At 40.9% G+C, this 15,458-nt stretch carries 8 protein-coding genes; 3 read left to right on the forward strand and 5 right to left on the reverse strand.

Going from position 1 to position 15,458, the window contains the following annotated elements; all coding sequences use genetic code 11:
- Positions 1-75: 75 nt before the first annotated feature.
- From ATK78_RS16235 to surE, 5 genes are all read right to left on the reverse strand, one after another.
- Positions 76-1,713, reverse strand: a complete 1,638-nt coding sequence (locus tag ATK78_RS16235; RefSeq protein ID WP_166664901.1) for a RagB/SusD family nutrient uptake outer membrane protein — start codon at positions 1,711-1,713, stop codon at positions 76-78.
- Between the two features lie 10 nt (positions 1,714-1,723).
- Positions 1,724-4,771, reverse strand: a complete 3,048-nt coding sequence (locus ATK78_RS16240; protein ID WP_243732555.1) for a SusC/RagA family TonB-linked outer membrane protein — start codon at positions 4,769-4,771, stop codon at positions 1,724-1,726.
- A 427-nt stretch (positions 4,772-5,198) separates the two neighbouring features.
- Positions 5,199-6,305 carry a lipid-A-disaccharide synthase gene (gene lpxB / locus ATK78_RS16245; protein WP_133577159.1) on the reverse strand — a complete coding sequence of 369 codons (1,107 nt, stop codon included), beginning with the start codon at positions 6,303-6,305 and terminating at the stop codon, positions 5,199-5,201.
- Positions 6,302-6,571: a stationary phase survival protein SurE gene (locus ATK78_RS16250; RefSeq protein ID WP_133577160.1), complete on the reverse strand. Its 270-nt coding sequence runs from the start codon at positions 6,569-6,571 to the stop codon at positions 6,302-6,304. The genes lpxB and ATK78_RS16250 overlap by 4 nt, the downstream gene beginning before the upstream one ends.
- On the reverse strand, positions 6,564-7,343 hold the full coding sequence (gene surE, locus ATK78_RS16255; protein WP_133577161.1) for a 5'/3'-nucleotidase SurE: 780 nt from the start codon (positions 7,341-7,343) through the stop codon (positions 6,564-6,566). The genes ATK78_RS16250 and surE overlap by 8 nt, the downstream gene beginning before the upstream one ends.
- A gap of 199 nt (positions 7,344-7,542) precedes the next feature.
- Between surE and ATK78_RS16260 the strand changes: the two genes are divergently transcribed.
- From ATK78_RS16260 to ATK78_RS16270, 3 genes are all read left to right on the forward strand, one after another.
- Complete coding sequence (locus ATK78_RS16260; RefSeq protein ID WP_133577162.1) at positions 7,543-10,473, forward strand: M16 family metallopeptidase; 2,931 nt, start codon at positions 7,543-7,545, stop codon at positions 10,471-10,473.
- Between the two features lie 214 nt (positions 10,474-10,687).
- A complete protein-coding gene (locus ATK78_RS16265) occupies positions 10,688-13,033 on the forward strand; it encodes a hypothetical protein (RefSeq protein ID WP_133577163.1) in 2,346 nt (781 codons plus the stop codon).
- A gap of 28 nt (positions 13,034-13,061) precedes the next feature.
- Positions 13,062-15,428, forward strand: coding sequence for a hypothetical protein (locus ATK78_RS16270; RefSeq protein ID WP_133577164.1), 2,367 nt, complete (start codon positions 13,062-13,064; stop codon positions 15,426-15,428).
- Positions 15,429-15,458 lie beyond the last annotated feature (30 nt).

Genomic DNA, 15,458 nt, shown 5'->3' on the forward strand with positions numbered 1-15,458 from the left:
AACTTATAAAACAGAACAGGTGATTGTTTTACAACAACCACCTGTTCTTTAATGGATTTCGAGAATAAGCAAGGATTAATTATATCCAGAATTCTGAGTTAGATTCGTGTTTAATGACCGTTGCTGCTGAGGGATTGGGAATAGTTTCCTGGTATCGGTAGTTGGCTGATGGTCCCACCAGGAAGCGGTTGTAAACTTGCCAAACCTAATCAGGTCATCTCTTCTAAAGCCTTCAAATATAAACTCGCGGCCACGTTCTGCCAACAGTTCGGTTAATGTTAACGAAGCCACAGTATATTCATTTCCTGCCCAGTCTGCTGCACTGTATGCCCTTTTCTTGCAATCGTTGATTAGCTGCACTGCTTCCGGAGTTGCGGTACCTGCATTTTTACGCATCAAAGCTTCTGCTTTTGCAAAATAGATCCAGGTTAAACGGTATACATTCCAGTCGGTATTGTTATAATTTGGATCTGGCTCCACATTGACCCCATTTACGATGCCCTGTGCAGAATTGCTGATTTTATATTTATCAAAACGCACACCGCTGTTCTCTTCCCCATCGCTCATGGTAGATGAAGTTCCGCCTGTACTGTTTCTTCTGATGTTATCCACAAACTCCAATTGCTTATTGGTATATTCTTCGGAACCGGTAACCGGTGTTCCATCCGAAAATTTCACCTGCGGGCCAATACGCAGCCAGTTTGTTTTTCTAAGATCGGCATTTCCAAAGGTAGTATACACACCTGGAATAACCACTACCCCGTTGTTACCGTTTCTGCCGCCACCGTAAATTTCACGTTGTTTAAAGTGATAGAATTCACTGGTAAATGAGGGTTCAAACCGTGCACGGGTATAATCATAGGCAATAGAGAAGATGACTTCTTTAGAAAGATCATTTGTAGGTTTAAACTGATCACTGATGTTCGGATCCAAAGCCATCGCTCCATTTTGTCCGCCAGCTTGTCCGGATATCAATTTATCCGCAGCGGCGATACAATCGTCCCATCTTGGTGTACCGGTCCAGGCCTCTGCATTCAAATACAGTTCAACCAGCATCGCATAGCCACCGGCTTGCGACATTCTGCCCAGCATGCCTCTGGACAGCACCGGTGTTTTTTCTATATTCTCTTTAATTTCTTTTTCAATAAAAGCGAATACTTCTGCCCTTGGCATGGTTTGCGGTAAGGTAGTACCTACTTCTGTAGCTACGGGAATATTACCCCACAGATCCATAATTTTCAGGTAATGAAATGCCCGCAGCAGTTTAAGCTCAGCAATGTAGGCGTCTTTTTCCTCCTGCGTAATCCCCATTGAGGCAACATCTCTGCTGGAGATCTTTTCAATCGGATCATTACACAATCCCATGCCCCAATACATCAGTACCCAGGCATTGTTCAGGTAATCGTCATCTACATTCCAGGTGTGATAGTGCAGTCTCTTCCACTTACCACCATCTTCACCATGACGCCCTTTGGTAGGCCATGCCAGCTGGTCTGATGACAGCTCACTGATTTCCCACCAGTTTCGCTGATCTGCTGGTGTAACCCAAGCATTTGCATGGGTATATGGACGTAGTACCGCAGAAAGTACTTCGTTTTTATTGTTATAAAATTTCTCGCTTAGCAGCTGATCATAGGCATTCTCATCCACTTTAGTACAAGAAATACCGGCAACCGTAAATAGAAATGCGAATATATATAGTTTACTTTTCATGTTATTTAAATTAAAATCCAACATTTACACCGAACACAAATGACCTGGTAGTTGGGTACGGGCCGCGGCCGTCAATACCCGGGCCTAAACCTGTATCCTGAATGAAGTCAGGATCATTTCCCGAATATCCTGATATGGTAGCCAGGTTTTGTCCGGAAACATAAGCCCTGAGGTTACGAACAAATTGTGTTTTTAGCTTGAAACTGTATCCAAGAGTTACCTCATCAATTTTAAGGTGACTTCCACTTTCCAGGTAATAATCAGAATACATATAAGTATCATTGATTGCACTGTATTTTGTGAAAGCTGATTTTAACAGGTTACCAGTCCATGTTTTATTACCATAGGCAATGGCCGAAGTATTCAGGATATCGTAACCAAACTTACCCCTTAAGAAGATCCTAAGGTCAAAATTCTTATAACTGAAACTATTGGTCCATGACGCATAATATTTTGGAATACCATTACCAATCGGCACCAGGTCTGTAGTATTTCTATTTCTGGATGGATTGATCTGCGCATTGCTTACTGCTTCTCCATTTCTATTGTAGAACAGCCACTTGCCCTCAGCATCAAAGCCTGCAAAGCGCTTGCCCCAAAACTCACCCAATGCTCCGCCTTCATAGGTTACAATGGCACTACCCAATGCTCCGGCCCCACCAATATCACCAAACTCAATAAACTCCCTGGTAAACTGTGAGTTAGAATATGAATCCAGTTTATTACTTAATGTACTTGCGGTAACATCCATGCTCCAGGTAAATTCTTTTCCTTTCAAAGCCTGATAGCTCAATGCAAGCTCAATACCTTTAGAAGAGATCTGACCCACATTGGTATAGATTTCTGCACGGATGTATGGCGGTTGCGGCGTAGTATAGGTATCTAAAAGGTCTTTGGTTGTTCGTTTAAACACATCCAGCGCACCTGTTAAACGGCTATTGAACATGGTGAAGTCTAAACCAATGTTAAGTTCTCTTTTAGATTCCCACCTTAGGTCAGGATTTGGATTCCGGTCCGGACCATAGGTTTCCCTGTAGGTACCATCCGGATAAATGTATTTTCCACCACGGCCAAGGGTTAACCGGGATGCATTGTTAGAGAAACCGCTGTTACCGGTAACTCCATAACCTCCCCTTAATTTCAAGTAATTGATGAATGTAACATCCTTCATGAAATCTTCACTGCTGATGTTCCAACCCAGTGACACGGCTGGGAAATTACCCCATTTGTGGTTTTCACCAAATCTGGAAGAGGCTTCCCTTCTCAGGATAAACTGGGCCAGGTATTTATTATTAAAGGAGTAATTTAAACGTCCAAAAAAAGCAATCAATGTATTATCATTTTTGAAACTGCTCATGTCGGCTTTTCCTTCAGAAAGGGCTAATCCATCGTTTAAATTATCCTCATTGAACTGGTCGTTCAAAAAACCACGGTTACTTGCAGCCTGTCCTTCTTCAATATGGTAACGATAGCTATATCCCGCCAGTGCGGTGATGTTGTGTTTTTCGGCGATCGTTGTTGTATATTGTAAGGTTGGTTCAACAGCAAAATCCTGGAATAAAGCTGTACCTTTTGATGCATAGCCGCCATTTGGATAATCGGAATTCTCTTGTGAATCTTCACTGGCCAGCATCCGGTACGAACCATCGATATAGCTGTTTCTCTGTACTGAACCAAATATGGTACCTGTAAATCCTTTAGCCAGGTCTATATCCACTTTAGCATCTGCAGAACTGGTTTGTTGTTTCCGGTAATTGGTTTCCTGGAATAGTCTTGCATATTCGTTGGTACTTTGTGTATCGAAGCGATAGGAACCATCCGGATTGAAATTGGAAAGCGTTGGGTTCTTTGTGGCTTCACTTTCCCAGCCGCCACCGCCAAGAAGGTTTGCATTGTTAAAGTTGGTAGCCAGGTTCATCTGAAAATTCACTTTATCATTTAAGCCTCTTTGATTTATATTTAAACGAAGGGAGTATTCTTTTCTGCCATTTTCAAGGGCAATACCTTCCAGATCACGGTAATTTATACTTCCGCGGTAACTGGATTTATCAGTACCTCCGGATAGCGACAGGTTGTGATTCTGTGAAAAATTATTCTTGTTGATCAGGTCGTCAAAGAAGTCGGTGCTTGAACCAAAATCTTCGCGGACCAATTCACCGGAAGCAATCTTCTGCCTGTATTCATCTGCATTTAGAAAATCAGGTCGATTGTAGACTGATTCTGTACGGATGTAACTTGAGTAGTTAAATTGCGGAGGTCCGGGTTTACCTTTTTTGGTGGTAATTAAGATTACACCAGCATTGGCGCTGGTACCGTAAATGGCCGCACCGGAACCATCTTTTAATACATCAATAGATGCAATATCATCCTGCTGCAACAGATCAGGGTTACCACCTGGAATTCCATCGATTACATACAATGGGCTTGCGGACCCTTTCACAGAAACGACACCCCTTAATTGTATACTGGGGCCAGAATTTGGGTTGGAGCCACTTCCCCTGGTAATTTGGAGACCGGCAACTTTTCCCTGGATCAGGTCTAATGGACTTCTTGCCCCGCTTTGCCTGAATTGAGCGGAATCCAGATGCGCTACTGCAGAGGTAACCTCTTTAGACTTTAGCGTTCCATATCCAACAACAACCACATTTTCCAGTTCAACACCTTCAGATGGAACCATGCGGATGCTCAATGGGGCATTTCCGCTTCCGGCCGCGCGGCTTTGAACGTTATAGCCTAAATAGCTAAAAGAGATCAGCTCTGTGGGACCAGTGGTTGCAATGCTGAATTTACCATTGGCATCTGTTACTGCCGTTTTATTGGAAGCGGTCTTAATTCCAACACCGGGAATTGGAAGGGATTTCTCGTCAACAACGATTCCGGTGATCACCTTTTGCTTTGTGGAATCCTGAACTGCAGGTGTAGCGGGCTGCTTTACTGTGGAATCCTGTAAAAGGTAGTTAAAATTTAATGAAGTGGTTTTCGTAAAACTATGGGCATAGCTTCGAAAACACAGCATACAGCAAAGTATTGCCGTACTGAGTAGTACTCTAGTGTTCATGAGGGATTTAGTTAAGTAGTTAGTAATCGTTATTTGTTGTATTAAATTTTTGACATAACCTTATCTGAAGGACAGAATTCAGCACCAAAAAGGCACTAAACTGTACTTAGAAATTTAAAAGAGAGAAAAATCAGATGGATTTATAGAATAGTCTCAGATTATCGAGACAGTCTCTTATGCTTTACAGACACATAAACCGGAATCAATACAGGTTCATGTTTTTTAAAAATAGGAGTGTTTATTGAGATTAGATGCGAGATGAATTTGTAAATATTTTTCATGTGATATCTGGTATTATGTCTTGGTAAAACGATTTACCTAAATAAATGTTTTGTAAAAAATGAAAAAATATTTATATAACTGAAAGCCTGCGGATTAATTTACAAAACACAAACAGGGAAACTACGGATCATAAAATTCGATATGATCAGTCTTTAAGGTAAGAAACGATCAGTCCGGCGGTTCGTTCTGATGCACCTGCACTTCCCATTCTTGCAGAAAGTTCTTCGTAATCCTTAAGCATCCTGATCCTGCCGTTCCCTTCCAGGATTGAACCCAGATGATTTATGATATTTTGCCTGTTACAATCTTCCTGGATCAGTTCTTTGACAACTTCTTTATCCATGATCAGGTTTACCAGCGAAATGAACCTGATGTTGACCAGCATCTTTGCAATGGCTACAGAAATTGTTCCGCCACGATAAAGTACCACTTGCGGTACATGAAATAATGCGGTTTCCAAGGTTGCTGTTCCCGAAGCCACCAATGCGGCCTTTGCTACCTGGAGCAGGTTATAAGTTTGTCCGAATACCAATGTTACATTCGATGTGCTGATAAACTGTTTATAATATCCGGCATCAAAACTTGGTGCCGCTGCAACCACAAAATGATAGTTCGGAAATTTTTTAGTTACACTAAGCATATCTGGCAGCATGCGTTCTATTTCTTGCTTCCGGCTTCCGGGCAGTAACGCGATGATCTCTTTATGATCCAGCCGGTATGTTTCCCTAAAAGAAGGATCCGGACTAAAATGGGCTTTTTCATCCAGTAACGGATTACCGACATAATCGACATCCATTCCCCATTTTTTATAAAAGTTTACCTCAAAAGGAAGGATACAGTATAGCCTGTCAATAACTTTTTTGATCTTCAATACCCGCTTTTGGTTCCATGCCCATACTTTTGGAGAAATGTAATAACATACTTTTATTCCATTGTCTTTCGCAAATTCAGCAATCTTCAGGTTAAAGCCCGGAAAATCAATCAGGATCAATACATCAGGCCGGTGTTCCAGGATATCGCTTTTACAAGCCTTTAAATTTTTAAGGATGGTACGGAGGTTTAGGAGTACTTCAGTAAAACCCATAAATGCCATGTCTGCATAATGCTTTTTAAGCACCCCGCCTTCCGCCTGCATTTTATTGCCGCCATAATACCTGAAACTGGCATCAGGATCTTTATCCTTTAATGCTTTCATCAAATTAGCGCCGTGCAGATCTCCGGATGCTTCTCCTGCTACCAAGTAATAGTTCATGACTGATTGATTTTATAGAAAAAGAACGCAAATGCCCAGATAAAGGTTGCACTGATGATTCCCCTGCCAATATTTTCTTTATCCTGTTTAAAGAAAAAATGCATTAGCGCAGCGTTTACTGCAATGCATCCAATTAACAGCAGGTCCGCTTTGGCTAAAAAAGCAAAAGTATGCATCAGGTACCAGGCTCCCGAAAGCAGGATGCCCGGTATGACCAGTCCAATACCCAAGCCTGCAAAAACAGAATTTTTAAGGTTTTTAAACATCAAATGTCCATGAATTTAAAACCGGAATGGCATGGTGTGCCGTAAGGTCAAACTGAACCGGCACTACAGATACAAAGCCATGCTCCAATGCCCAAACGTCAGTATCCTCTCCTTTATCATTATTTTGAAATACACCGGTTAACCAGTAATACGGACGCTCATAGGGATCTTTACGCTCGTCAAACTCTTCTGCCCATTTGGCATTTGCCTGTCTGCAGATCTTAATACCCTTTAAGTTATCGCCTTTAGGAAAATTAACATTCAGCAGGGTTGCCGGCGGCAGTCCGTGTTTAAGCACTTCCATAGAAATGGTTTTTATGTACTTTTTACAATGGCTAAAGTCTGCCTGTTGTGAAAAATCATCCAGAGAAAACCCGATTGACGGAATCCCTTCTATGGCCCCTTCTACTGCGGCAGACATAGTTCCTGAATAAATCACATTGATTGAATTATTTAAACCATGATTTACACCTGAAACACATAGGTCTGGCTTTTTACCTTTAAAGATCTTATTTACAGCAAGCTTTACACAATCTACCGGTGTTCCGGAACATTTATACATCTCTACACCCGGGTACAGGTCTACCTGGTCAAACCGCAGCGGCTTACCGATGGTAATGGCATGTCCCATGCCAGATTGCGGGCCATCAGGAGCTACGACCACTACATTTCCAAGTTCCTGGGCTACTTCAATCAGGTTTTTAATCCCTGGTGCAGTAATTCCATCATCATTTACGACTAAGATATTGGGTCTGGATTGCTTTTTTGTCATTCGAAATAAGGTTTTGTTCTATGTTTTAATCCATAAACTTAATGGAATACCAACGAATATGAATGGTACTGCTATTGGGTATGGATTGTAAAAGTACAAGAATTCAAAGTAAAAATTTCAGGTAATTAATGAATTAATGGGTAAATGTTCAATTGAAATACTCACTATTTTAATTAAGTTTGATCTATAACTTTAAATCATGAAAAACAAATTATTAATTGCACTGCTCCTGCTTACGGGAAGTGGGGCCATGGCTCAATCTGCATTTCAGTGGAAAACAGCCACATCAGGTGGATATACCTATAAATACGTAACGAACGACCCTACCAAGTCGCGCTTCTACACCCTAAAGAATGGCATGGAGGTGATCTTATCTCCAAATACTAAAGAACCAACCATTGAATTCCGCATGGCAGTACGGGCTGGAAGTAATACAGATCCGCGTACCGCAACCGGGCTGGCCCATTACCTGGAACACTTGCTTTTTAAAGGAACGGATAAATTCGGAACACTGGATTATGCGAAAGAGAAACCTTTGCTGGACAAAATTGATGCGCTTTATGAGCAGTACAATAAAACGACTGACTCTGCAAAACGTAAAGCGATCTATGCAGAGATTGACAAAACCTCTGGCCTGGCCTCTAACTTTTCTATTGCCAATGAGTACGACAAGATGATGAAAGCGCTTGGTGGTCAGTCTACCAATGCACATACCTGGTATGAAGAAACCGTTTATAACGAAGATTTCCCTTCCAATGCCACGGATAAGTTCCTTGCCCTTCAGGCCGAACGTTTCCGCAACCCGGTATTCCGTATTTTCCATACGGAACTGGAAGCTGTTTACGAAGAGAAGAACCGCGGACTGGATAATGACGGGTGGAAACTGGATGAAGAGATGTCTGCTCTCCTGTTCCCTACCCATAACTACGGTCAGCAAACAACCATTGGAACCATTGAACACTTAAAAAACCCATCATTGGTTGAAATCAGGAAATATTATAACAAGTACTATGTTCCTAATAATATGGCTATTGTATTGGCTGGAGATTTCAACCCGGATGAAATGATCAAAAAAGTAGATCAGTCCTTTTCTTTCATGCAGCCTAAACCACTGGAGCTATACAATCCTGCACCAGAAAAACCGTTAACGCAAATTCAGAAAGTTGACGTTTACGGACCAAGTGCTGAAACGGTAGAGATCTATTATCGCGGATTTGCGCAGCGTACCAAACAAAGTTTATTACTGGATCTAATATCCAGCATTCTATCGAATGGCAAAGCCGGTTTGTTTGACATCAACTTAAATAAGCAGCAAAAGGTACTTCGTGCCAATGCAGGCTATCAGCAAATGAAAGATTACGGTGTATTCAATTTATCGGCCCAGCCTAAACAAGGACAAACCCTGGAAGAAGCCCAGCAATTGTTACTGGATCAAATTCAGCTGCTTAAAAAGGGTGAGTTTGATGAAAGTCTGATCAAGGCTACCGTAGCGAATGCGAAACTTAGCCTTTTACAGGCATTTGACAACAACGGTTTCCGTGTTGAAGCCGCGACTACCGAATTTATTCAAAATCGTGGTGTAAACTGGGATAAATCTTTAAGTGCGCCGGATGAGATGGCAAAAATTACCAAGAAACAGATTGTTGACTTTGCAAACCAGTTTTTTGCAGATAACTATGTGGTTGGCTTTAAGCACAAAGGGGTTGATAAAAACACCATCAAGGTAGATAAACCATTAATAACCGCTGTTAATACCAATGCAGGAGAAACTTCTGGATTCACTAAAACACTACTTGCCGGACCAACTAAACCCATTGCTGCCAAGTTTCTGGATTACAAAAAAGATTTGAACTTTGGGAAAATAGGGATTGCTGATGTAGTTACCGTTCAGAACAAAGAGAATAGCATTTTCCGTATGTCGTACCGCTTTAATATGGGTGCATGGAATTATAAGCTGCAGCCTTATGCCGCTCAATACCTTACTTTTTTAGCTACCGATAAATACAGTGCTGAAGAGATCAGTAAAGAATTCTATAACATTGCCTGCAGCTATAGCTTTAATGTTTCTAATGAAACAGCCACCATTAACATCAGCGGGCTTCAGGAGAATTTTGATAAAGCTGTTAGTTTAGTTGAGCATATTTTTGCGAACTGCAAACCCAATGAACAGGCTTTAGCTGAACTTAAAAGCAGGATTCTTAAAACACGGGAGAACACCAAATTAAACAAGAATGCGATCCTTAGCGGATTGATGAGCTATGCCCAGTACGGCCCCAGTAACCCAACTAATTTTGCGCTTACCAACGATGAGGTAAAAAGCATGACTTCGGATCAGTTATTGTACATTTTGCACAACATCAATAATTACAAGCACACCATTACCTATTATGGTCCAAAAACCCTGGCAGACTTTACTGCAGATATATCTAAAGTACATAAACTGCCAACGGAGTTTACGCCTGAAGCCGCAGCCAAACGATTCACTTATACCAACAATACAACCAACCAGGTTTACTTTGCGGATTATGACATGGTACAATCGGAAATCCGCTGGGTTAGGAACGGTGGGATGTTTGATCCGGCACTTAGTGCTAAAGTAAACTTATTTAACAGTTACTTTGGTGGTGGTATGGGATCTATCGTTTTCCAGACGATCCGGGAATCTAAGGCCCTAGCTTATTCTACCTATGCGTATTATTCTGTGCCAGACCGTAAGGACAGAGAATATGCGATGGTTGCTTACGTAGGAAGCCAGGCAGATAAGATGAACGATGCTGTTGCGGCAATGAATGAATTGCTAAACACCCTGCCACAAACTACAGAGTCTTTTGAAGCTTCTAAATACAATGCGTTAAATGCCATTGAAACCAGCAGAATTACTAAAGACGGCATCTTCTTAAGTTATTTTGCAGATCAGAAATTAGGCCTGGACCATGATTCCAGAATTGATGAATACAACGGCTTAAAACCATTGACCTTTGAAGACATCAAAGCTTTCCATATAGCCAATGTTGCCAACAAGCCATACAACTATTGTATTGTTGCTTCTGAGAAAAAAGTAAAATTAGAAGACATGCAAAAATTTGGAACAGTTACAAAATTAACACTGGAACAAATATTTGGCTATTAAAAGCATGAAATCTTAAATACCACGACGTGTAATTTAGAAAAACCCGTCTTTTAAAGTGCCTCTAAAAACTTTTTAGGGGCACTTTTTATTAATATGGTTTTTTTAGTTAAGCGCAATACCAGCCTATATATATATAATAACGCTTATTGCTTCATTATTAAAATTTTAACAAAAATAGTTTTACATTTAAACCCTATTCAGCCGAAACCTTAATATGAACCAACATTCTGCGCTTTCCTATATCTATTTTAAGAAATTTATAGGTTGTTTTCTCCTGTTCAGCGCTGCGTTCGCTACACAGGCACAACAAAAACCTTCCAACCCTTCTCTTTTCGTTCATTTTGACAAAACGATCTATACCAATAATGAGATGGTTTGGTTTACCGGGTATTTACTGCGTGGTGAGATGAAAGATTTGAATAAACACAGTATTTTATCTGTGGCTTTAGTCAGGGATATTGACAGCGCTGTAATTAAACAAGACAAATACCTAATGGTTAACGGGCTCTCTTTAGGCAGCATGGTTTTACCTGATTCCATGATCACCGGAAATTATCATTTTCAGGCTACAACGAACCGGATAAGCAAAGGACTGCCCGAGGTGTTATTTATGCAACCTATTGTAATCAAGACAAATATTGATGCCGCATTCAATGCGTCTATAAAACTTTTAAATGCAGCAAAGAATAGCAATTCTGCCAATCAGGTTGTGGTAACAGTAACTACCAAAGATGCCCGGTTTTTACCAGAGCCTGTGGATGTTACCTATAAATACGGCAGGGTTTATAAGAACGCAAAAACAAACACCTCCGGAGAATTGCTGTTTTCGCTCGATGAACAGGCAGACCTTGCAGACCCGAATGTTTACGCCAAAATAAAATATGGCAAAGACAGCAGCTTTATAAATATGCCTATCCCGGTAACTAAACGAAAGGCTTTGGTTAAATTTTACCCGGAGGGGGGTCAACTGGTGGATGAAGTTCCCGGATTTATAGCCTGGGAAGTTAGAGACCAGCAAGGGGCTACCGTTGACCTGAAAGCTACACTTTATGAAAATGACAAACCTATAAACACCATTGAAAGCAACGCTTATGGCATTGGCAAATTTATGCTGAACCCAAAAAAAAGCATGAATTATTCAGTTAAACTGAGCCATACAGCTTTTGCAGACAGTACATATTATTTACCGGCAATTGTTAGTGATGGCATTGGTATCCAGGTAAAAAATGCGGTTACAAGCGATACGCTCACGGTAATTCTAAGAAGTAAGATTGCACAGACGCTGGGATTACAAATTAAAGATGCAGATAGTACCTTTCTGAGTACAGATGTTAAGATCAGTAAAAACGGAAGAATCCTAAAGATCCCATTGAACGATGTAACTAAAGGACTTAAAACCATAACGTTCTCCGATAGCCTGAACCGGCCCCTGGCTGAGCGTATGTTCTTTGCGCATTATAATACTCAACAAAAGATTATTGTTTCAACAGACCAGCAGGCTTATAACCGGCGCGAAAAGGTCACTTTAAAACTAAAATTAAATGAGCAGGACACTTTAGGTATGGTATCCATTGCCTGTGTTCAGGATAACCGGATGCTTATGAAATTTAGTACGGATATTGAAAGCTATGTTTATTTAAACAGTGAATTGGGCACTTTGCCCATTGGTGCTGCGGGCAGGCCTTTTGAAGACAAGCCTTATCTTGAAAATGTACTCCTGGTTAAAGGGTGGAGAAAATATACCTGGCAAAATGCTGGTTACGACTCACTTGCTTTCCATGTTGCCTTTAAAAAATTTGACAAAACACTAAAGAAACCAATTGACGTTAGTTATTTAAAAGAAAAAGGCATGGGCATCCTGCAAACAGACAGCCTGGGTACAATGACTTTAAGTAATGAAATTCTTACACTTGAATATGGCAAGAAAATGTTCCTGGTTGCAACAGCAAAAAATCAGGGCAATTACAATATGGAAGTGAATGATCCCTACGTAAAACTCAATAAGCAGTATGCTAAATTATTTAAGGTAGCGCACAATGAACTTCCTGCTGCTGTTTATAATAACAATGAGCTTGCACTGAAATCGAATGAAAAAGCAATCCGGTTAAGGGAAGTTATGATTTCCGGAAATGAAGTCCCTGTATTTAAGGGCCCGAATGCTTGCGGCGATTATGTATGCCTTTATAACATTTTAAACTGCCGTAATCATACCTGGGATGGCCACAACACACTTCCTGTGGCAGGAAGAACATATAAAGAGGACGGGACTAATCAATTGGTCGTGTATAAAGCCTGTGAAAAAAATAGTTTTCTTTCCATCATTGATGGGGTTTATACTAAAAAGGAATTTTATGTCAATGATTTTGCTGATCCTCTGGAACCAGCATTGGTGTCTACCTTATACTGGAATGCCGGGACGGTTATGAGTGCTAAAGAAAAGGAAATTATCTTTTATACCGGTGACATTCCGGGCAAATTCAGGATCGTAGTACAAGGCATTACGGATAGGGACGTAATTTTTGGTCAACACGATTTTGAGGTTAAAGAAAATAAGTTGTAATTTAACCATAAATTATTGATCACGTAATATGCTGAAACTTTCTAAATTATTTACACGCTGCTTCATTCTGTTTTTAGGTGTCACGCTATCCGCCAAAGCTCAGTCAAGCAGTTCCGCTCCAACCCTCTTTGTTCATTATGACAAGACCATTTACACCAACAATGAAACCATCTGGTTTACCGGGTACCTGCTGAAAGGAAACCCGGAAGAAAACAGCAAACATGGGGTGCTCTCTGTTGCACTTGTCCGGGATATTGACAGCGCAGTCATTAAACAGGATAAATATTTAATGGTAAATGGCATATCCCTGGGATGTATGGTATTACCAGATTCACTGGTTGCCGGAAATTATCACTTACAAGCCAGTACCAACCGGGTAAGAAAAGGCATTCCTGATGCGCTGTTCCTGCAGCCCATTATAATAAAAACAAATATTGACCCTGCATTTAATGCGAGTATCAAACTGCTTAACGCCGGCAAAAAGGACAATTCACCCAATCAGCTCTCCTTAACCGTAACAACCAAAGATGCCCGGTTCTTACCAAAGCCTGTTGATGTCACGTACAAATACGGAAACATCTATAAAAAAACCAAGACCAACGTGTCTGGTGAGCTGGTCTTTACTATTGATGAACAGCCTGACCTTGCAGATCCGAATGTGTATGCCAAAGTAACTTATGGCAAGGACAGCAGTTTTATAAATATCCCGATACCGGTAAGCAAAAGAAGGGCTTCTGTAAGTTTTTATCCGGAAGGCGGAAACCTGATTGAAGGTGTTCCATGTTACCTTGCGTGGGAGGTTAAAGACCCTCAGGCCAGCATGGTTAGCCTGAAAGCCAAGTTGTATGAAAATGATAAGATTATAGATACCATAGAAACCAATGCCTATGGAATGGGTAAATTTATTGTGATCCCAAAAAAGAGCACTAAATATACCGTAAAGCTAATGCACTCTGCATTTACGGACAGCACATACCAGGTTCCTGAACCTATTGATGGCGGCCTGGCACTATTTATAAAAAATGCGGTGGTTAAAGATACGGTACGGATTGTATTGAGAAGCAAGTTGCCCCAAAAAGTAAGCATCAACCTAAAAGACACCAGAGAATCTTATTTAAGTACAAATGTAAATGTAAACATCAGCGGCAGAGTTCTAAAAATACCATTAACGGAAGTTCCTGCCGGACTTAAAACCATTACGATATTGGACAGCCTGGGTCGCCCATTGGCAGAACGAATGATCTTTGCACACTACGCGCCAGAAAAAAAGATCAGCATCTCTACCGATCAGCAAAGTTATGGTCAGCGCCAAAAAGTAACGCTAAAGCTTAAGCTCGGCGATGCAGACACGATTGGCCTGGTTTCCATTGCCTGTGTACAGGATAACCGCATGTCGGCCAAACTGAATACAGACATTGAAAGTTATCTGTACCTGAACAGTGAACTGAGTACTTTACCTCTTGATATGAATGGCCGTGGCTTTGAAGACAGCCGCTACCTTGAGGATATGCTGATGGTTAAGGGCTGGAGAAAATATACCTGGCAGAATGAAGCCTCTGCGACCAATCCAGTAAAAGACTATGATCCTTTAGACTTTAAAATTGCGTTAAAAAGATCTGGCAAACCACTTAAAAAGGTTGCTAATGTCAGCTTTTTAAAAGATAACGGTCTAGCAATTTTAGAAACGGATCAAACTGGTGTTCTAATACCAGATAAAGAAGCACTCATGATTGAATATGGAAAAAAGATCCATGTACTTCCTGATGGCGGTGCAGACGCTGGTTATGAAGTAGAGACCAACGATCCTTATATTGCATTAAATAAAAATTATACGCATTTATTCCATGTTGATCATGCTGGCGTACCATCTGCTGTGCAGGACAACAATGAACTATCTATTAAAGGAAATGAAAAAGTGATCCGTCTGATGGAAGTAAAGATCACATCGGGACATCAGGAAGAATATATGTTCAGTTCAAAACGGGGAGCCAATAAATGCGGGGACTATGTGTGCCGCTATAATATATTGAATTGCCCCAACCATTATGGTCATTTTGAAAATACCCAACCCATAGCTGGCAGACGCTACAAAAGTGGCATTAGCAATTCCAGCATCATTTACAAGGATTGCGAAATAGAAAACAAAAGCTATATCACCTCGATCAATGGCATTTATACCAAGAAGGAATTTTACATGAATGATTACGCTGATCCGGTAGAGCCAGCAACGGTATCAACAATTTACTGGAACCATGCCAAAGTATTGAACAAGAAACAAGAAGAAATGACCTTCTATACCAGTGACCTGATTGGAAGGTTCAGGATCATTGTTCAGGGCATTACGGATAAAGATGTGCTGTATGGCCAGCAATCATTTGAAGTTAAGGCGAAATAACCATATAGAACCAATCAAAAAGAGCTGCTT

Origin of the sequence: Pedobacter metabolipauper, from assembly GCF_004362715.1 — a bacterium.
Taxonomy (GTDB): domain Bacteria; phylum Bacteroidota; class Bacteroidia; order Sphingobacteriales; family Sphingobacteriaceae; genus Pedobacter; species Pedobacter metabolipauper.